Raw genomic sequence first — 20,923 nt, 5'->3', positions numbered from 1 at the left:
TGACGCAATTTTCGATTGGGAATAACCTGATGTGGATCTCAATATCAGCCATTAATTTAGCGCTTGCCGTAATGCTAGGTGCTTTCGGCGCTCATGGCCTTAAAGCTCGTGCAACCGAAGCCCAACTGACATGGTGGCAGACTGCAACTGATTATTTCTTTTATCATGCAATTGGATTATTAATACTCGCACTCATACCAAAAATAATTCCAAACTTTTCAACTCAATTCAGCTTTATCTTCATCCAGTTCGGTATCATTTTATTTTGTGGATCTCTATATCTCATGGCTTTAGGGCTCCCGCGCGGGTTAGGGGCAATTACACCTCTTGGTGGAGCATTGATGATTATTGGCTGGCTACTTTTAGCATGGCAAGCATTCAAAATTCAACATTAATTTGAAGGTCATCTGATGAATATTTTTTTAAATGGCGAGTCGATTCAAACGCAATGCCAAAACTTATTAGAACTGGTTCAAGAATTATCGCTAGAAGGTAAACGATTTGCTGTTGAAAAAAATGAAATGATCATTTCAAAAAGTAAACTAGCAGATACCCCTATTTCAGATGCTGACCGTATAGAAATAATTCATGCTGTTGGCGGTGGTTAACTCGGAGTAAATATGGAAGATAGTCCGTTGATCATAGGATCACGTTCATTTAGTTCACGACTATTAGTGGGCACTGGAAAATATAAGGATATGCAGGAAACTGACTTAGCAATCCAAGCCAGTGGTGCTGAGATCGTTACTGTTGCAATCCGTCGCGTAAACATTGGTCAAAATCCAGATCAACCTAACCTACTCTCAGTGATTCCACCAGAAAAATACACCATTCTTCCCAATACAGCTGGTTGCTTTGATGCCAATAGTGCCATTCGCACTTGTATGCTCGCACGTGAACTTTTAGATGGTCACAATTTAGTCAAGCTTGAAGTATTAGGTGACGAAAAAACGCTTTATCCTAATATTACTGAAACATTAAAAGCTGCAAGAACATTGATCGATGATGGTTTTGAAATCATGGTTTATACCTCTGATGATCCTATCGTCGCGCAAGAACTTGAGAGTATGGGCTGTGTCGCTATTATGCCTTTGGGGAGTTTAATTGGTTCTGGTTTAGGTATTCTTAATCCACATACCATTTCTATCATCAAAGAAAATGCCAAAGTCCCTGTCTTGGTGGATGCTGGTGTTGGTACAGCTAGTGATGCTGCCATTGCGATGGAATTAGGTTGTGATGGCGTACTCATGAACACTGCGATTGCTGCTGCACAGAATCCGATTCTAATGGCTTCTGCTATGAAAAAAGCCGTTGAAGCTGGACGCGAGGCTTATCTTGCTGGACGTATGCCACGCAAACGTATGGCAAATGCAAGCTCTCCAGAAACTGGATACTTTTTTAAATAAAAAAAACCCACTTTTTTAAAGTGGGTTTTTCTTAACTCACTCGACGATACAAAGGATCATCCAATCCGTCAATTTTGATAAAGTTAGGTAAATCTTTTATTCTTTCAATCCAAGTGCGTACATTTGGATAAGGCTCTAGAGAAATATCACCCATCGGTGCTAACGCGACATAGACAAACACTGCGATATCCGCAATAGTTGGTCTATTATTCGCTAACCATTCACGGTCTTTGAGCACACCATCTAAAATAGCCAAAGATTTGTGACCACGTATTTTCGCCTCTTTAAGTGTTTGCTCAGTACTTTCTAATCCCAAACCATTGTATGGACCTTTGAAAGACAATATCGCGCGTGCCGTGAAAACCCCGAATTGCACCCAACTGGCAGCAAAGGCAAGCCAATCTACAATTTTAGCTTGTTCGACTAAATCTTCAGACCACCATGTGTTTTTATCTGAATATTTACCTGCTAAATACACCAAAATTGCGGCAGAATCAGTTAAAACAATATCGCCATCTACTAATGCTGGCACTTCGCCTTTAGGATTAATTTTTAAAAATTTCTCACTATGCTGTTCATCACTGAAATAATCTAGTTCTACAATTTCAAGATCCACTTTCAATAATGCTGCTAACAGACGTACTTTATAACTGTTACCTGATTCGTTGTAAGAATATAATTTCAAACTCATTTTTTAGTCCAACGATTTAAATACAAAATATAAATATCATATTTGAATCAACAACTTAAATAATGTTTAGTTCAAAAAATATCATGAATAAAGATATCTTATTTAATGAATTATCACTGAATCTGAAACGAATTATGATGAAAAATTTGTCTTTTTAATGCTCTCTATTTCTAAATAATCTTTGTGAAATTACTCTGAAAATTTTAGATTAAAAAAAGAGCCTTTCGGCTCTTTCTCAAAACAAACGGAACGAAACCTTAAATGTTAAGGAATCAATCCTTCATCTCTCATCGCAATCTGTACAGACTGACGCTCTGCAACTTTATTGCGTATATGAATAATATTTTTATAAGGACTCAAGTCATGTTCAATAAGATTCGACCAATTGGTGAGTACAAATAAGTACGCATCTGCAGGTCCAAAATTATCATCTACCAAATAATCATTATTAGATTCACCAATGGTTTTATCAATGAATGTCAGTAAACGATCAACTTCGGCATACGCTTTTTGTTTTGCATCGTCCGTGAGCGTTGCACCGAAAAACACTGCATAAGCATCGTGTAATTCAGAATTTAGATAACCAAGCCACTCTAATACTTTTGCTCGACCTAATCCAGAAGGTGGGATTAAATCTTGAGCAGGATCATGCTGTGCCAAAAATGGTAAAATTGCGACATTTTCCGTTAAAATTAAGCCAGGATTAATTTCTAGCGCCGGCACATAGCCTTTAGGATTAATTGCGAAGTAATCCTCGCCTTTTTCAGTGGTATGAGTTTTAAGATCAACACGAACCAAATCAAAATCAACATTAATTTCATTTAAAATAATATGCGCTGCGAGTGAACATGCACCTGGCGAATAATACAACTTCATACTTTTTCCTTGTTATCTAACTACTATCATTTTTAAATTGCTTCACGCTTTTTTTCAATAAGAACTGTTTTTTAAATTGCAAGCAAGCGTAAACATCGATGATCTCCTTATGAATATTGTGCAGATTGAATTAATTTTCAAGCTTTTTTCAGCTTTTATTTGTGTGATGTTTTACCATAGCGCTGCTACATCTTTGTGAAAGGCAAATTGTGATTTATTTAAAGAAAGATCAGTGGTTTTCTAACATTCGAACTGACGTACTTGCAGGCTTAGTCGTAGGCTTAGCTTTGATTCCAGAGTCAATCGCATTTTCGGCGATAGCTGGCGTTGATCCTCAGGTAGGTCTGTATGCCTCATTCTGTATAGCTGTTACGATCGCCTTCTTTGGTGGTAGGACTGCTATGATTTCGGCTGCTACAGGTGCAATGGCGCTGCTGATGATCACTCTTGTTAAAGAACACGGATTACAATATTTATTGGCAGCAACGATTCTGACAGGTGTAATTCAAATTATCGCTGGATATCTCAAAGTCGCAAAACTCATGCGTTTTGTTTCCCAGTCGGTGGTCTATGGTTTCTTAAATGCTTTAGCGATTCTCATTTTTATCGCTCAATTTCCAGAAATTGCTCAAATGAATAGCTTAGGTTATATATTTTTAGCGATTGGTTTATTGGTCATTTACGCATTTCCTCATTTGCCCAAAATCGGAAAAATCATACCATCGCCATTAGTGTGTATTATTGTACTCAGTGTATTGGCACTCCTTCTTGGCGCTGACATGAGAACAGTCAGTGATTTAGGTGCATTTCCAGATACCTTGCCTGTATTTTTAATTTCTGAAATTCCATTCAGTCTCGACACTTTACTTATTATCTTACCGTACTCTCTCACGCTCGCCACAGTTGGTTTGCTTGAGACCATGATGACTACGACTGTGATTGATGAAATGACTGAGTCTGAAGGAGATCGTCATCAAGAATGTCGCGGTCAAGGGATCGCGAACATGGTAAGTGGCTTTATGGGGGGTATGGCTGGATGTGCAATGATCGGTCAATCCATCATCAATGTCAGCTCAGGTGCAAGAACAAGGTTATCCACATTAGTGGCTGGTGTTTTTTTGCTATGTCTCGTGGTCTTCTTTAAAGATTGGTTGGCTTATATTCCTATGGCGGCTTTAGTCGCCATTATGATCATGGTCGCGTTCACCACATTTAATTGGGATTCAGTAAAAAATTTCCGCAAACATCCCGTGCAAAGTAATGTTGTCATGCTTACTGTCGTGATGATAGTTCTTGCAACACATAACCTTGCTCTAGGCGTATTGATTGGTGTAATTCTGTCAGCCCTATTTCTCATTAATAAACTCGAGAGTGAAGTAAAAGTTCAATCTGAATTAGAAAATCACGTGCGATACTATACGGTGAAAGGTCAAATATTTTTCAGTAGTGCAGAAATTTTTTATGCATTTTTTGATTTCAAAGAAGATATCAAGCAAGTAGAAATAGATCTCAGCTATGCTCATATTTGGGACATCACGTCTGTCAATATGTTAGCGAATGTCGTGGCTAAATTTGAAGCTCAAGGGACTCAGGTACGTGTGATTGGTTTAAACCAAGCGAGCGTAACATTGATAGAACGTATCTCAAACACTTAAAAAAAGAGCCAAATGGCTCTTTTTTTACTGCTAAGTTTTAGGAATGGTTTCTGCGTCTCCAACCAATCAAGGCTAACAGGCTTAATCCTAAAATGGATAGCCAGTTCAACGAACCACCACCTGACTTAGTGTCACGCTGTGGCTGCTCAGCATTTGTTGAGCTGTTAAGCTCTAAGTCGACAATCACTGGATCATGATCAGATGATCTAAATGCATGATCAGCATAAAAGAGCGACTTCTGCTCTGTAGTCTTAAATTCTTCGTTATAATCTAGGTTCGTTGGCTCATCAGCGTTAATGTGCCATACAAATGCACGCTTAACCGCAGGAAAGAGCGAAGCATCAGCTAAAGCATGATCCAAATTACCAGCTCCACCAAATCCAGCTTTGTTACTGTCGACACCAAATACATAGGTATACGCCTGTTCGCCGAGCCCTACAACCTTGTTCGCCAGTACATTCGTATAATTAGCACGCTCTAAAGCCAAGATAGGATCTTCTTTTGCATAACTGTTTAAATCACCAATCAAGAGCGTATTCGGATGACCTGTAATTTGCGTTGGATTCTTTGCAATCCACTGCATGAGTTGTTGTACCGCTTTAACCCGTGTCGCATTCCAACACCCCTGACCATCACCTTGATCCGCATCAGCAGATTGATCATTTGAAGGACAACTACCTTTAGACTTCAAATGATTCGGAATAACCGTAAAGATTTTACCGCCACTTAATGGTTGAAAACTCTGAGCGAGGGTCACTCGATTTCTTTGTGACTGATCATCAAACACTGCAGCAGCATTAACAGGTTTTACACGCTTACTGTTGTAAATAATCGCAACAGCAATCGCATCATCACCTAATCGATTTGAATTTGGCGGAGTGATATATTTCCACTCCGATCCAAGTGCTCGTGTTAAATATGCAATGGCACTATTTTCACCATAACCATTATTCGCAATTTCCATTAAACCAAATACATCAGCATCGATTTCTTTCATTGCACTGACTATTTTGGCATGTTGCTTCTCAAACTCAGCTTTGCTGCTAGCACCTCGCTCAGTTGGAAAACCATTTAAGCCATTGTCATAGTTCAAAACATTGAAAGCCACGACACGGGTTTGGTTTGAATTTTTCTGAATCATCGGTGGCCGCGGGTTGTTCGCTTTAATTTGGATTTGAGTACGACCTTGTACAGGTTGAATACGCCAAGAATTAAATCGATATTCTAGAATACCCTCAACAGCATTTAACTGATCACCTGCACGTAGGGTATTTAAAGCACTAAACTGACTTGGCAGTGTAGGCGTTAAATTTTGTGCATTATATCCATCATCAAGTTCAATTTTGGACAAAAGATTTTTTTGCGCCAATGCCGTTGCTTCTGCTGATTTAGCTGGATAAATATTGGTCGGCATAAACAAACGTCCTAGACTTAATGACAGTTGTCCGTAGCGACCATAATTGTAATTTTCACTTACCGTTAATGTTTGAGGTATTTTAACCAACATACCTTGATAACGCTTTGGCGCATGCCCTGAAGCGTTAGTTAAACTCTCAAATGGTAACTCGATTGATAGTGGCGTTATCCAAGCACTTGCCGCTTGATTACAAGTTAAAATATTTTCGGATAAATTATCAATCTGTAACTGATTTTGATATTCAGTTAATCGACCTTTAAGAACGACTTCTTCTCCGACTTTTCCTCCTTTTATAGGACTTGAAGCAGGAGCATATACAAAAATCGCGTTAGTTAGATCGGGTTTTGCTTTGGCATCAGGGGTTTGGATATAGAAACCTGAGAATCCATTCGCATAACGATAATCCGCAGTAATCACCCCCTTCACAGTATAGTTTTGATTCTTAGCTGCTTGTGAGAGTTCAGCGATAGGTGTATTCGCAGAATTACAACTTAGAGTCGTCGGAGATGGCTCTATTGGTTCATTTGTACTAATCGCTAAATACTGGTTAAAAGCATTGCGATCCGACCATTTAGTCCACTCTTTATGGATTTCAAAGGGAGCAGATGGATCTATCGAAACGACATCATGTGTTTTCTTTGTACGTTCAAAGCTTAAACCAGTTGCCCAGTTTTGCTGTATTCCAATCGCACCAAAACGGTCGACAGCCACATTGTTTTTATAGAGAACAATTGCATCATCGCCATTAAATGAAAGGTTAGCAGTTTGCTGAACAGCTTCACCCAATTCAGTTTTTAAATTTGAATGTCCAATTAAATAGTGCTGCTGAGCTGTTAAATTTCCTTGCAGCTTGACCGTCAAATTCGCAGTGGTTTGACCATTCGGAAATATTTTTAATTGATACGCGGATAAATCAACAACACCTCCATCTGGATTGTATAGTTCAATACCTTTCTTGTTGTTATTACCATCCACATACTGGCTGATCATGAGTTCAGCATACGACGTTGAACTAAATCCGATCAAACATAAAGATAATGTGAGTTTATTGAACACCCATTTGTTTAGCATTATTTTATTCATTTTAAGTCTTATTCATTGTTCATATTATTTTCCAAGCCTAGTGTACAGGCATGACAAGTTGATGAACAATTCATGACATTTTGAAAAAGTTCATGAATAGATCGACAAATCATTGATAGCTACGTAGCGCTTTCAGGTAGAAAAAGGTTTGACTTAGGAGTCTCAGGTCTTAAAATACCGCATTCAAATTTTTTCTCATTTGCCAAAGTTATGTCGAACGATCAATTAGACCCGCAAGTTGTAGAATTAGACAACTTGAACGAGCATCGCGAAATTGTCACATTTATGCGCCGTTCATCTCCATTGAATACTTCTCAACGAACTGCGCTTGAACAATATGGTCACTTAATTTTGGAATATCCTGTTGGTGATTTACGTCAGCAATTTGAGCATCCTGAACGTCCATTGACGGTTGAAATCGGTTTCGGTATGGGGCGCTCTCTTGTACTTATGGCAAAAGCCAATCCTGAACGCAATTATGTCGGCATTGAAGTACATGTTCCCGGCATTGCACAATGTGTATATGAAGCGGGTATGGCTGGTTTGACAAACTTACGTTTACTTGATGCGGATGCAATTCAAGTTTTGCGTGAAATGCCAGATAACAGTATCAATGCTATTCAACTTTATTTCCCTGATCCTTGGCAGAAAAAACGTCACCATAAACGTCGCTTCGTCTCACACGATCGTATGCCTTTAGTTGAAGAAAAACTTGAAATGGGTGGAACATTCCATGCTGCGACCGATTGGGAACCCTATGCAGAATGGATGTTAGATGTATTAGATAACCGCCCTCGTTTAGAAAATATGGCGGGTAAAGGTAACAGCTATCCTCGTCCAGACTGGCGTCCTCAAACTAAGTTTGAACGTCGTGGAATTGAAGAAGGCCATAAAATTAACGACTTCTTATTTAAAAAGATTCAATAATAAAAAACAGGACTTAAGTCCTGTTTTTTTATTCTGATTGTCTTTTATAAATTTGGTCACTCACCACACTATACACTTGGCTTAAATCCGTACGTCCAGCCTGCACCAGCATCTCTTGATGCATATGGATAATGTTTTGATCACCACGCATCGCTGGTCCAGTTTGCACCTGTTTTGGGGGATTTAAAGTCGCTTTTTTCGCAGTTTCCAAAATCAATGGGTACAATAAATTAAAATCGACTTTTTGTGCATCTACGAGCTGCTTAGCGACGTCATAGCAGTAGTTGGTAAAGTTACACGCGAAGACAGCTGCTAAATGCAAACTCAAGCGCTGTGTTGAGTCATATTGATAAACCTTTTGACTCAACTCTTTTGCCATTTGAGTCAAGGATGCTAAATCTTCGTCGCTCATCGCTTCAACAAATATTGGCGTACTCAACCAATCAATTTGACTTTCAAAGCTAAAGGTTTGCAGGGGGTAAAACACACCCGCACGCTCATGATATTGCGTGATTTTAGAGATATGGGTACTGCCAGACGTATGTACAATTAAAGCCTGAGGAAGCTGTTTTGCAACTTTTTCAGCAACATCTTCAATTGCCTTATCACTCACCACCAATAATGCAATATCAACGGTGTTTTCGAGATCTTCAATCGCATTGCATGGTCTAGCTCTTACTAAAGCCGCCAACAAATTGGCTTTAGATTGCTCTCGACTAAACACTTGAACAATCTCATGATGTTGACTCAACACCTGAGCCAAATGATGAGCTACGCGCCCTGCTCCAATCACACTAATACGCATATCGCTTCCACATATATTCTGTATACCTAAGCATGCCGTTAAAAAAAGGGCGAATCAATTCGCCCTTTTGCTATATTGTAATGAATTAATTAAACACATTGTTTAGGTACACAATTCTCTCATTGGTCTTTTGAATGAAACATTTAGAATATTGCATCTCAACATTTATTTGATTCATTTCATTGTCCCAATATTGATAATGTTGCTGATAAGTTTCACGTTCTTTTTCTGGGATACTCTCAATTGACTTTTGAGAGACCACTTTACAGTCCACGTCACGACGTTCGAACCATTCAGTTTGATCGCTCTTTAGCTGCTCTTTTTGTTCGCTGCTCAAATTATCCCAAGTTAAATTAAGTCGCTCGACAGCTCGTGCTTGCTCTTTATCTAAATCAGATTTTCTCAATTGCATGGCTTTGAGTGCCAAGGCCTTTTGTTTTTGTTGTACAGCCTCATATTCTTCGTAAGCTTTTGATTCATTCTGATTTGCTTTACGAAATGCTTCAAATTGAACAGCATATCTCGTCATACTTGCAGCAATATCTAACAATGCATTATCAGGTTGCACACTCAGCATTAAACCTTCTTTATCTGTCTTGGTAATCTCATAATTCAAAGTGCCTGTGAGCTTATCTTGCCCATAACTGATATTGCCATGAACATCATTAATCCAATGTTGGAGCGTATAACTACCTTCGTCATGTTCACATTCGTATTCGCAAGGTTTTTCAAGGTATGCATTTTCAGCACGACGTTGAAGCCCCTTCGGCAGGTGGATAACAAACTGGCTTGAACACGTCAGTTTGTTTGTTGCATTTGAAGGATCATTCGTTGTTGTAATGGACTTTAGTTCAAATCTAAGCGATGAGTTGATTTGGGAAAGTAATTTTAAATCTGACTCATACTGATCTGTTGCTTTTAAACGACGATCTAAAATGTTGTTATATTCCTGTTGCGCAAAGCGTTCAATTTCTTTGACATTCGTAGGATAAGTACAACTCCAATCAGCAATTTCTACATTCTGTGAGGTGTCTTTGCTTTTCTTATTCAGATCACAACCTGTAACGAAGATGGTAGAGATAATCAAAGCCAATTTAATCTTATACGTCATTTTTTATACCGCATATTTATAATTTTGACATATTTAATCAAATTAAAAACAACAACTCCATCACATTTTTATTTTTTTAAAATTGATGCGTAAAAGCTACCGCTCAACAACCCTGTTTAATCGAGGCCTAACTTAGAGTGAAAATTTTTTGCTGTAATTCAGATGTTCGACTAATCGCCATATTTGTTTCGCAATTCAATCTAAAAACTTCAGGATTATCGGCACCTTCACTATTTAGTTTGCATTCTAAATTACGCTTTTTAGCCCACAGTTCTTGCTCGTATTGTATTTTTTGGCGTGCTTGAAGTGAAGATCTACTCCATACAGAATTTAGATCTTCATTGGCTTGATCTAATTTAAGTTGTGCTTCAGCAATAAGAACGGATTGATAATCGTCTGAGGTTTTATTTTGATTATTTAAAAGTGCTTGTTTCTTTTGACGATCTAACGCTAAAGCCGTCAAACGTGAAGGTTTTAAATGTGCATCTATTAGAACTTTTTGCATAAAGCTGGTGAAATGTAGTGCATTCACCAATTGTACAGTTACTTCATGCTCTGAAATTCGTACACTATAATTTAACTCAGTAGAAATCTGATTGTTCTCAAAGTTTAATTGAGAAAGTGCGGCTGATTCTAAAACATTTGACTCTCGATTTAATGCGCGTGATACATCAGCATCCGTCAGATAATTTGATGGTAGTTCAGCAGTGACTCTTGCTGTACACATCGTCTGATCAGAGGATCTCATTTTCTTTATTTTATCAATGTTTTCAATTTTAAATTGAACTGGTTTCAAACTACGCTGTAAGAGTTGACCATCTATAATAACTTGATCATTTTCTATAATACTTTTGAGTTGAGTCGCTGAGATATTCGCGATGTCTTTATGGATGACTTGTTCGAGTTTTAATTGCACTTCAGGTTGATCACAACGATTAAAAGCATACATGATTGAATACACTTGTTGGCATCCTGACAACACACCAACCATGCACAATGTGGTCAATGTTTTCATCTGAAGTTTCATGCTACTCCCCCAATCAAACTCAAGCTCTTGATACCAAACCTCATTGGTTTTTTTTATTCTTCTTGAAGCTCTCAGTAAAATTTTATTAAAAAATAAAGATCTTCATAAAATATACTGAATCATGAATTATTCAATCATCCATAATAAAAAAGGCCGATATTAATCGACCTTTAAATGATTTAATTCACATTATTTTATGAAAGTGCGAATTACCTTACCTTTGACTTTTTGATTAATCAACGGTGTATTTTTACCTTGAGAAATAATAGAAGATTTATCAAGTGTCCATTCCAAATCTGGATCAACCAGCACCCATCCAGCCTGTGCTTTCCATGTCTCAGTCATTTGTGCGACAGCAGCTGGCGCACTAGTTACTTTTTCAACCCACTCTAATGGACTAAATAAACCTTCTTCAATCAATTTGATTCCAAAAGGAACATACGAGTCAAACGCAGTAAAACCTGGCAAAGTCTCTGCAAAAGGTGCCATTTTTGCAGAACTACTAAGTGGTTCATGATGCGTACAGATCGCGTCAATTACCCCAGATTTTACCCCCTGACGAAGTAACTCTTTATCAGATTCTGAACGCAAAGGTGGACGTACATGTGCCAAGGAATTGAATCCATCAATTAAAGATTCCGTAAGATGTAATTGATGCATTGCAACATCACACGTGACTGGCAATCCTTTTTCCTTCGCGATACGTATTAACTCAACCGAAGCACCACAAGACAGTAATCCGAAGTGTGCGCGGACTTTTGTCGCCTCTATCATTAATAGATATTTTGCGATCGCGACCGTTTCTGCCAAAGCAGGAATCATTGGTAAACCTTGGCGTGAAGCAATAAAGCCTTCATGCACACAGCCATCTTTCGCAATTTGAGGCTCTTCAGCATAGAATACGACAGTTAAATTCAAACCTGCAGCATATTCAAGCGTACGAAGCACCACATCGTCATTCGCAAAAGGTGCATTTGCATTTGATACAGCAGTACAACCACCCTTTTTTAAACCTGCCATGTTGGCTGGTTGATTTCCTTGAAGCCCTTGTGTTTGTGCACCTATCACTTCAAGGTAAATCCCGCCATCTAACATTGCCTTTTCAACAAGACCATGAATTAAAGCACCATTGTCCTGAACGATAGGTTTTGAATCTGGTGGGGTAAATACATGTAAAATGCCATTTTCACGTGCTGCTTTACCTTCAGATTTCAACGTTCCATGTTGTTGTTGACCTGGCTCTCGTAAACGTGCACACAAATCAACCATCGTTGGCATCAACCATTTGCCTTGCCCATCGATGCTTTCATGCACATCTGAAGTCGCTTCGATGCGTTTTCCATCTTGAATAAAAATAGTTTGTATTTGATCAGTTTGAGCAATTGGATCTAGGACGCGTACATTTTCGACTTTAACAATAGACATGACTGATTCCTTATACCGCAACTGCTTCAATTAAACCTTGTTCTTGTAACTGACCCTGCATCGCCAGCGCGAGAACTGCCATACGCACCGCAATACCATTGGTCACCTGATTCAAAATCACTGATTGAGGACCATCTGCAATACTTGAATCAATCTCAACACCACGATTCATCGGCCCTGGATGCATCACGATACAATCAGGTTTGGCCAAAGCCAAACGCTCTTTGTTCAAACCATACATTTTGTAAAATTCAGCTTGTGAAGATAATGCAGGTGAATCGATACGTTCGTTTTGAATACGTAAAGTAATGATGACATCACAATCCTTGATCCCAGCTTCCATATTATTGAATAGGCGAACACCTTCACCATATTCATCAAAGCCGTAAGGAAGTAACGTATTCGGCGCAATCACACGAATATCTTTACAACCTAATGTTTGCAATGCAGCCACATCAGAACGTGCAACACGTGAATGTTTAATATCCCCAATGATCGCAATGGAAATATCTTCAAATTTTTTATTGGTTTCACGGCGAATTGTAAGCATATCCAACATTGCTTGTGTTGGATGCGCATGACGTCCATCACCCGCGTTAATAATGGCAACAGTTGGACACACATCCTTCGCAATAAAATGTGCAGCACCTGATGAAGAATGTCGAACAACAAAGATATCGGCCGCCATTGCTTCTAAATTCCACAGTGTATCTCTCAGTGTTTCGCCTTTTGAAGTACTTGAGCGAGCAATATCAATATTGAGTACGTTGGCAGAAAGACGTTTTGCCGCTGCTTCAAATGTCGTTCGTGTACGTGTCGAATTTTCGAAAAACAGGTTCATTACCGTTTTGCCTTCAAGCATATTATTGGTAATGAGCTGATTTTGGTCATTAAAAAAGGACTGTGCAGTGTCCAATATTTTTATAAGAGTTTCTTTTGAAAGGCCTTCGATGGTGAGGAAGTGTTTGAGATTCCCATCTTGGTTGAGTTGAATCTGGCTCGGTGTATGCAATGCAGCGAAGTGCATGAGAGATTCCTTATACGTTAAGTCAACGTATTATACAGATTCTAAAATGATTTGGCAGTGACCCACACTGCAGCTGATCAATATCTAACTTAATCACGACTTATGACGTTTCATAAAATTTTTCAGAAACTTAATTTAACCAAAAGTATTCCGTTGAAATCTTCTAATTCCCTCAAAATTAGGCTCCTAACTCCTACATAAAAGCTTGTTTATCTTTATTTTGATACATCTGTTCAATCAAATTTCCTGAAATAGTGAGTTAGATTATAAAATTAGAAATTTTTAATAAATGATCCACTCATAGTTTTATGGATATGTTAAAAAATGAGTGAGACACATCTGTATAGCAATCACGATTAAAAGACTTCCCATCACCCTATTCAAAATTCTTGCTCGATTTCCCACATTAAGAAACTGAGCCAATTTTTCCCCTGCATATCCCCAAAGCCATAAAGAGACATAGCAGACCATAAAATAAATCAAAACAAAAAGCGCTAAATAAACACTATTCTCTGGAGCTGAAAATAGGGCTGTACCTGAAACGGCGGCAATCCAAGCTTTTGGATTCAGCCACTGCATTAAAGCACCTTGCGTAAAATTTGGAATTTTCTCTAGATCTTGTTGATCCGTTTGAATTTTCTCGCCTTTAGCACTTAAAATATTCCAGCCAATCCAAACCAATAGAGCCGTTCCTAACAGCGCAATAGCGTCCAAAAGAACCGGATACAATAAAATAATCTGATATAAACCAAAGCAAACTGCTGCAAGTAAAGCAGTAAATCCAATGGTAGCACCTGAAATAAAAGCAAAAGTTTTTCGAACACCAAAGTTCATACTGCTACTGAGAATAGTTAAATTAACAGGTCCAGGAGAGATAGACATCGATAATGAAAAGGTAAACATAGAGAAAATTAAAGCCAGCATATTTTTTTATCTTTTAGTGTTTTTTAGTTTTATGGGGCTATATCAACCAGTTTCAATCAATCTTTTAAATTTAAATTATTTTTAAAATGGTTGGATCAACGCATTAAAGCAGTTTTAAAATCAAAAATAAGTTAAAATATACGATTGCTTTATTAGTCTTTGGGAATGTTCATGAATTCTAAACCTCGTCTTTCTACATATTGGGTTACCTGTGCAGATGGGCTTGAAACCTTACTTCAAGAAGAAATTGAAGGTTTAGGAGTACAAAACGTTGAACGTTTCCCTGGGCGATTGGTTTTCAAAGGTCAATTGGCTGATGCCTACCGCATTTGTATGTGGTCTCGTCTTGCATCACGTGTTTTGACGCCTATCCATACGTTTGAAGTTGAATTTACTCACGATGCACGCGATGTAGCTGAAGAACTCTACGAAGGTGCAAATAGTTTTGACTGGTCGCTTATTTTTGCACCTCAAAGTACATTTGCTGTGCGTTTACATGTCGAACGTGAGATCAAAGTCAACAGCCAATTCGCCACCTTACGTGTGAAAGACGGTATCGTAGATTCCTTCATGGAGGCTGTCGGTAAGCGTCCAAGCATCGATATCAAACAACCAGAAATAACCATTTACGCTTTGGCTGGTAAAAAAGAACATACTTTCTGTTTAGATTTGTCTGGCGATTCATTGCATAAACGTGGCTATCGCCACTATATGACTGATGCACCTATCAAAGAAAACTTGGCTGCAGCCATTCTTCAACACGCACAATTAATTGAAAAGAATCCAGATATTGTTCTTGATCCAATGTGTGGTTCAGGAACATTTATTATTGAAGCTTTAATGATGTTAACTGACCGCGCGCCTGGTTTGGTTCGTCGTTTCGGCTTTAATGGCTGGAATGGTCATGATCATGATCTTTGGATGCAAATTAAAGGTGAAGCTGCGGAACGTCACAAAGTTGCCTTAGAAAAACCGCTTCCAAAATTCTATGCCTTTGACGCAGATTGGGAAGCAGTAAAAGCAACCAAAAATAATATCCGCGCAGCAGGATTTGAGGCGTTGCTTGATCAAATTCAAATTGAAGAGCGTACCCTTTCTGATTGGCCAGATTTTAAAGCAGAAGGTAAATCTGTGGTCGTTGTCACTAACCCACCTTATGGTGAGCGTCTTGGTGATAAAGGCTCTAGCCGTTCATTCTATCTTGGTCTATCTGGCTTACTTCAAAAGAACTTTGCCAACCAAACTGCCGCAGTTATTGCAGCTCAAATTGAACAAGCAGACGTGTTGGCATTTAGCGAAACTCAAACGCTTCGCTTAATGAATGGTAAGCTACCTATTTATATTCGCTCAGGTAAGATTAAGCCACCTGTTGTGACACAACCTTTCTTAGCCAATTGGCTACCACTTCAATTCGATAAAATTGAAGGTGCTGAAGATTTTACAAATCGTTTGCAAAAGAATATGCAGAATTTGAAAAAATGGGCTGTAAAAGAAAATATCTATTGTTTGCGAATTTATGATGCTGATCTACCAGACTTCAATGTCGCTGTAGATCTATATGGTGACCGATTGCATGTTCAAGAATATGCCCCACCAAAATCAATCGATCCTGAAAAAGCGAAAAAACGTTTTAATCTTGCTTTACAAGCAATCCGTGCTGTCACAGGTTTAGGTCGCGATGCCATTTTTATCAAGACTCGTGCTCGTCAGGAAGGTAAAAACCAATACACTAAACAAAGTACTGCCTCTAAACGCTTTATCGTTCAAGAAGGCAAAGCGAAAATCTTGGTTAACCTCACAGATTATTTAGATACTGGTCTTTTCCTCGATCATCGCCAAATTCGCTTACGCATCGCTGCTGAAGCGAAAGGTAAACATTTCCTTAATCTATATAGTTATACCTCAACTGCAAGTTTACATGCTGCGTTAGGTGGTGCTGCGAGCACGACCAGTGTCGACCTTTCAAATACTTATTTGAACTGGTCTAAAGAAAACTTTGTCTTAAATGGTTTAACGGTTGATCATGCTGACCAACAACACCAGTTCTTTGCCAGTGATTGTTTTGAATGGTTAAAAGAAGGTCATGAACAATATGACTTAATCTTTATCGATCCGCCAACGTTCTCGAACTCTAAAAAATTCCATGGTACGTTTGACGTTCAACGTGATCACTTATCCCTGATTAAGCGTGCAATGAATCGTTTAACCACTGTTGGTACACTGTATTTCTCAAATAACTATCGTGGTTTTGAATTAGACGACGAAATCAAAGCGTTTTATGACATTGAAGAACTCACCCATGAAACAATTGGTCTAGACTTTAAACGTAATACTAAAATTCACCGTTCATGGAAAATTAGACATCTTCAAGCCTAATGATTAGAGAGCTTGACCAATAAAAAGGGCAATTCGTTTGCCCTTTTTATTTTCTTAAATTTTTTGAAGGTGGATATTCCTTAGTCACAATAATGATAGGATCAGTTGAAACATAGACAGTGCGTGGTAGCGTATCATAAGGATAATACGTCAGTGGTTTAATGGTTTTGCTAATCTGCTCTGGATCTGCTTTTTTGGTCAACTCAAAATCAGAAACCGCATTTGAAACCAATTGCTTCTGATTAAATTCTTCTGCTTGAATCTGAGCCAAATGTTGTTGATTCTGTATTTGTTCTTCAGTGCTTTGTGCTACTTCATTTTTTAATTCTTGCACTAAATTTTCATTCAAATTTTGATCAATCACTTGCTGTTCGATAAGTTCAGATTCATCTAATTTCTGTGCAGTTGCCCATTGAAAACTACACATCAGCATGCCAGAAATTAAAATTGACCGTCGAAAAGTAACACTTATAAATTCCATTTTTTATCTCGAAAATTATTATTGTAGTTTTATTTATATATTTATTAATTACAGCTAATCAAGTGCGTTCACCCGCATTCCGATGAACGCACCACATTCTTAAATACGACTCACTTCAAAGTAAGAGTATTTAGAACGATCAATCACGTCATAGGGTTTACTTTCATAACTATGAAGCGTGTGAACTGCTTTCATTTTATGTGATGAACACTGTTCTAGAACTTGCTTACGTGGATCATTCTCAACCACTGTCACACAAAATGATGTTTTACCCTGAGCTTTCACCAATGTGTTTACATTGGTCAGCATAAACTTTAATACTTCAACCGCATTTGGATGACAGAGGAAACTATGCGTCATGAGATAATCAAAGGATTGCCCCTCTTCTGGAAGCGTTAACTGTCCAGTAATACGAGCATAAGTGTTATAAACAGGCTTCAACAGTTTTAACGTTTTAGAATAACTCGCCACTTTAGTTTGTTTAAAATCTTTTTGATCCCACAAACCAAATAAACCTACGATTTTTTGATCTGAATTGAGCACTAAATGAAAGTCTTCTAACCTCAACCCATACCAAAAAGGATGATTAGCTTCCAGTAACTGTTTAAAGTCATAATCAGGTAAAAAATTATAATGAGAAGCCATTTCTTGTATAAAACCATTGACCGCATCAATCTTATCTATGGTCAGTGTTTCAAGGCGAAGTCCAGCAGACTGCTTAAACTTAGGTACCTTAGAAATGGTAAAAGTAGTCATCGAATCAAAGATATAAGGTAAAGCGTATCCTTCTCTTTCACGATGCATCATATTTCGAGCTACTTTATTATCTTCTAAAATCACGCTTTGAAAGATAATTTCACGTGGTAAGCAGTCAAAAATGTATTCCATAAAGACATTAAAGGCTTTTTTACCCCGGGCAGTGAGCTTGATCCGTAGATCTGAAACATAGCGTAATTGTTCAGCGGCACCATTAATCCAATACAATTTCCAACCGATGTTCATCATGGCAATAATCTGATCAGGTTGATCTTGATGTACGACAACCAAAATTTCGGGCTTATTATATTGTGCATGTGTGGCCCGAAAATAACTCGGTTTTCGCTCAAATGAAATCACCATACCGTTACTCGGCATACTTTCAGAAATCAGCTCAATCAATTGAGGATCATCTTGCTCCGCAGCATAACGTAGATAAAATTCAGGCGATATTTTTGATCGATATAGTAAATTTTGCTCTGTCATTTTTAAATTCTTAAATAAATTTCATTTTCTTCAAAGGTTCTGGCTTGATATTCCCCTCAATCATGCCATTGCGCATTGCGATAGTCTTATATTCATGCCATGCATCTTCCACATGCATCACGCGCGCTTCATCTAATTGCCCTAAATTACGCGCCAGCTCATAATGAAAATTTTGTTTTAGCAATTGATCTAACTGTTGATCAGACGGCTGCCCACTCACACTACCCTCAGAAAGCAAAACATAATAAGGTTTCGATTCGGTCTGTTCTATTCCAAGTAAACTAATGGGTAAAAAACCGTTTTGTTTAAATGTATCGATCACACTCAAAGCAACCGTTTGATCAATCTTCTCACCGACCAAATCAACTGTCATCTTTCGACCAAGGAATTTAAAGCAAGGGATACCCTGATAAAAAGTATCAACCAATAACTCATCATCAATAATATAGCGTTTCAAACCTGACCCCGTCGTAATAATAGGACTCACGATTTGACCTGGTTTAAGCAGCCAAGCAGGATAAATTTGCTGAGTATCTAAATCCTGAAACTCATAAAAATGAGCTTGATACATCAGTGGATAATGATCTTCTAAAGGTATAGTTACCACACCTTCAGTGGCCCAAAGCCCTTTACCCTCAAAACTTACACCCTTAATTTTGGTTTTTAGAATTTGTGCCCAGTGCTGTGCACTTGCTGTATCCCAAGATGAAATTAAAAATAGCTTTGGCCATAATTTTTTCCAACAAGTCGGGTCTTCCAAATCTAATTGTTTTAAAATCTGGCTACGTTGCACAGATTTTTTGATTTTTAAGAAATCTAATCTCTGACGACTCCACTGACCAGTCGATAAAACTTCAACGATTTCACTCTTATTTTCTTGGATAATTTCGATCAGTTGCAGTGCAAAAGTTGGACTCCAAACCGAAATCATGCCGAGATTTGCATCTCTGACTAAATACACAGCTGTAGCGAACATCGCATCTTCAGCAGTTTCTGCCAAAGCAATGTCAGCAGGCACGGCCTGCGTAATTTGAGTTAAAATTCGTTTTGAAAAAGAAAGTAAGGCACTATCATCATTTAAATTATGAGTGGTCGTCAGTTGACGCTGGCTTTCAGGCAACCAAGATACAGACCAATAGTGTGTTGTACGTTTTAATTCAGGATAACGACGATATAAACTCGTGAGCCATAAACCAATCGCCTGATCTATTTCACCTAAAAATTGTTGGGTATATGGAATAAATTTGAGTGCTTCACTTGAACCACTTGTAGGCTGGAATCGGATAATTTTACTTTTATTAAGTAAATTTACGCCTTGATTACGTGATGCTTCAACTTTCTGCTTCCAATCAGCATAACGTGTTACTGGAAAATGTTGAGCAAACGACTCATATTCCATCTTTGGATCATCACATATAACTTTTAATTTATCACGCTGAACTTTTTCCAATTGATCAGCGTATTGATAAAAGTCTTTAAATGATTTTTTACAGGCCAAATTTAAAACTTGATGAGCTGCAAATATCACAGACATTAGGCCACCTTAGAATCTTGATCTTGATCTTGATCTTTGGTTTGAGCCGATTTAGATAATTTATCTTTATTCAGATTCGACTTATTTTTTTTGAGCGATGATTTTTTCACAAACCTTACCGCTGTTTGCAAAATATCAACCCAACGCAGCTCACCAATACACGGTAATTCAGTACCTTGAACCCAAGATGGATTGCATTCCTCAAAAAACTCAATTTTACGATTTTTCTGGCGCATTTCTTCTGTTATTGGGGCCACATCAGGTTTCAGACACTGATAGTTTTCTCCAAAATCAATCAGCTTTGATTCATCATCATAGTATTCTGCAAAATACTCACGACAATACGCTTCAACATAATCTTTTAAATATTCATCTTTATTTTCAGGATTTGGATAATAGTGATAATAATTATTTGCAAGAAGTAAGTAGGTCTTAAAGCCCTTTGAGATCAGCATCCAATAGATCGGTACACCCGTATGACGTAATTTGAAGGTCATTACATAACGGAACATCGCACGTTGTAATGCTCGACTACCCCAATACGCCTCCTCAATAATGGTATCACCACTAAAAAAAGCATGGGCAGTTTTACCGTTCACGGTAAAATTTCGCTCCATTACAGTTGAGAAACCCACTAAAAAATCTTTTTTGGGTTCTCGAATGATAAACACACCAGTCTTTTCCAGAAGGTCTCTTTCAAAAATTTCAAAGACTGTATTTGAATAATAGTTACTGTAAATATTGAACATCTTTTCAATATCACGGGGTTTTAAATCTTTTACCTTAACAAACTCACTATAAGGTTCTTTTTTTAATTTTCGGAGTCGTTTTAATTCTAGCATATTGATCCCATTAAGCTAAACAATGAATTCCTTTTGTGAATCAATAAACAAATTAAACATTTATTCACAAAAAT

19 protein-coding genes are annotated in these 20,923 nt (G+C 38.0%); 6 read left to right on the top strand and 13 right to left on the bottom strand.

All coding sequences use genetic code 11. The features are described 5' to 3' along the window. The first annotated feature begins 29 nt into the window (after positions 1-29). From AC1M9P_RS02910 to AC1M9P_RS02900, 3 genes are read left to right on the top strand one after another with little or no spacing between them, the layout of a single operon-like run. Positions 30-395 carry a DUF423 domain-containing protein gene (locus AC1M9P_RS02910; protein ID WP_035265913.1) on the top strand — a complete coding sequence of 122 codons (366 nt, stop codon included), beginning with the start codon at positions 30-32 and terminating at the stop codon, positions 393-395. 15 nt (positions 396-410) lie between these two features. After that, complete coding sequence (gene thiS, locus AC1M9P_RS02905) at positions 411-608, top strand: sulfur carrier protein ThiS (protein WP_035265912.1); 198 nt, start codon at positions 411-413, stop codon at positions 606-608. A 12-nt stretch (positions 609-620) separates the two neighbouring features. After that, entirely contained in the window at positions 621-1,406 is a 786-nt protein-coding gene (locus AC1M9P_RS02900) for a thiazole synthase (RefSeq protein WP_092766137.1), read from the top strand. Positions 1,407-1,437: 31 nt separating this feature from the next. On the opposite strand, the gene AC1M9P_RS02895 is transcribed toward AC1M9P_RS02900, so the two are convergent. Together AC1M9P_RS02895 and AC1M9P_RS02890 are read right to left on the bottom strand one after the other, a co-directional pair. Further along, entirely contained in the window at positions 1,438-2,097 is a 660-nt protein-coding gene (locus AC1M9P_RS02895) for a glutathione S-transferase family protein (protein ID WP_481586678.1), read from the bottom strand. A gap of 264 nt (positions 2,098-2,361) precedes the next feature. Further along, a complete protein-coding gene (locus tag AC1M9P_RS02890; protein WP_035265907.1) occupies positions 2,362-2,973 on the bottom strand; it encodes a glutathione S-transferase N-terminal domain-containing protein in 612 nt (203 codons plus the stop codon). A gap of 209 nt (positions 2,974-3,182) precedes the next feature. Here AC1M9P_RS02890 and AC1M9P_RS02885 point away from each other — a divergent pair, with 209 nt between their 5' ends. Next, the gene (locus AC1M9P_RS02885) at positions 3,183-4,628 is read left to right on the top strand and encodes a SulP family inorganic anion transporter (protein ID WP_481586677.1); all 1,446 of its coding nucleotides are present in this window, start codon (positions 3,183-3,185) and stop codon (positions 4,626-4,628) included. A gap of 37 nt (positions 4,629-4,665) precedes the next feature. Here AC1M9P_RS02885 and AC1M9P_RS02880 read toward each other — a convergent pair whose 3' ends face one another. Continuing rightward, positions 4,666-7,116: an ExeM/NucH family extracellular endonuclease gene (locus AC1M9P_RS02880; protein ID WP_481586698.1), complete on the bottom strand. Its 2,451-nt coding sequence runs from the start codon at positions 7,114-7,116 to the stop codon at positions 4,666-4,668. A 222-nt stretch (positions 7,117-7,338) separates the two neighbouring features. Here AC1M9P_RS02880 and trmB point away from each other — a divergent pair, with 222 nt between their 5' ends. Continuing rightward, positions 7,339-8,055 carry a tRNA (guanosine(46)-N7)-methyltransferase TrmB gene (gene trmB, locus AC1M9P_RS02875; RefSeq protein WP_035265903.1) on the top strand — a complete coding sequence of 239 codons (717 nt, stop codon included), beginning with the start codon at positions 7,339-7,341 and terminating at the stop codon, positions 8,053-8,055. Positions 8,056-8,083: 28 nt separating this feature from the next. On the opposite strand, the gene AC1M9P_RS02870 is transcribed toward trmB, so the two are convergent. The 6 genes from AC1M9P_RS02870 to AC1M9P_RS02845 form a co-directional block, all read right to left on the bottom strand. Further along, on the bottom strand, positions 8,084-8,860 hold the full coding sequence (locus tag AC1M9P_RS02870) for a Rossmann-like and DUF2520 domain-containing protein (protein ID WP_481586676.1): 777 nt from the start codon (positions 8,858-8,860) through the stop codon (positions 8,084-8,086). Between the two features lie 85 nt (positions 8,861-8,945). Beyond that, entirely contained in the window at positions 8,946-9,971 is a 1,026-nt protein-coding gene (locus tag AC1M9P_RS02865) for a lysozyme inhibitor LprI family protein (RefSeq protein ID WP_481586675.1), read from the bottom strand. Between the two features lie 127 nt (positions 9,972-10,098). Then, positions 10,099-10,998, bottom strand: a complete 900-nt coding sequence (locus AC1M9P_RS02860; protein ID WP_035265898.1) for a lysozyme inhibitor LprI family protein — start codon at positions 10,996-10,998, stop codon at positions 10,099-10,101. A gap of 189 nt (positions 10,999-11,187) precedes the next feature. Continuing rightward, positions 11,188-12,423, bottom strand: coding sequence for a dihydroorotase (locus AC1M9P_RS02855; protein ID WP_481586674.1), 1,236 nt, complete (start codon positions 12,421-12,423; stop codon positions 11,188-11,190). Between the two features lie 10 nt (positions 12,424-12,433). Then, positions 12,434-13,450, bottom strand: a complete 1,017-nt coding sequence (locus tag AC1M9P_RS02850; RefSeq protein WP_481586673.1) for an aspartate carbamoyltransferase catalytic subunit — start codon at positions 13,448-13,450, stop codon at positions 12,434-12,436. 306 nt (positions 13,451-13,756) lie between these two features. After that, on the bottom strand, positions 13,757-14,332 hold the full coding sequence (locus AC1M9P_RS02845) for a LysE family translocator (RefSeq protein ID WP_481586672.1): 576 nt from the start codon (positions 14,330-14,332) through the stop codon (positions 13,757-13,759). A gap of 213 nt (positions 14,333-14,545) precedes the next feature. On the opposite strand from AC1M9P_RS02845, the gene rlmKL reads away from it, so the two are divergent. Continuing rightward, on the top strand, positions 14,546-16,750 hold the full coding sequence (gene rlmKL / locus AC1M9P_RS02840) for a bifunctional 23S rRNA (guanine(2069)-N(7))-methyltransferase RlmK/23S rRNA (guanine(2445)-N(2))-methyltransferase RlmL (RefSeq protein ID WP_481586671.1): 2,205 nt from the start codon (positions 14,546-14,548) through the stop codon (positions 16,748-16,750). A gap of 46 nt (positions 16,751-16,796) precedes the next feature. Here rlmKL and AC1M9P_RS02835 read toward each other — a convergent pair whose 3' ends face one another. The 4 genes from AC1M9P_RS02835 to AC1M9P_RS02820 form a co-directional block, all read right to left on the bottom strand. After that, positions 16,797-17,231: a hypothetical protein gene (locus AC1M9P_RS02835; RefSeq protein ID WP_481586670.1), complete on the bottom strand. Its 435-nt coding sequence runs from the start codon at positions 17,229-17,231 to the stop codon at positions 16,797-16,799. 99 nt (positions 17,232-17,330) lie between these two features. Next, complete coding sequence (locus tag AC1M9P_RS02830) at positions 17,331-18,473, bottom strand: hypothetical protein (RefSeq protein ID WP_035265888.1); 1,143 nt, start codon at positions 18,471-18,473, stop codon at positions 17,331-17,333. A gap of 10 nt (positions 18,474-18,483) precedes the next feature. After that, positions 18,484-20,007 carry a GH3 family acyl-acid amido synthetase gene (locus tag AC1M9P_RS02825; protein ID WP_481586669.1) on the bottom strand — a complete coding sequence of 508 codons (1,524 nt, stop codon included), beginning with the start codon at positions 20,005-20,007 and terminating at the stop codon, positions 18,484-18,486. Then, positions 20,007-20,849 (bottom strand): hypothetical protein, encoded by an 843-nt coding sequence (locus tag AC1M9P_RS02820; protein ID WP_481586668.1) that lies wholly within the window; start codon positions 20,847-20,849, stop codon positions 20,007-20,009. Before AC1M9P_RS02820 ends, AC1M9P_RS02825 begins: the two co-directional genes overlap by 1 nt. Positions 20,850-20,923 lie beyond the last annotated feature (74 nt).

This window comes from Acinetobacter sp. 25-47-122 (assembly GCF_056779695.1).
The sequence above is the reverse complement of the archived record's forward strand: the minus strand, read 5'-3'. Positions and strand labels throughout refer to the sequence as shown.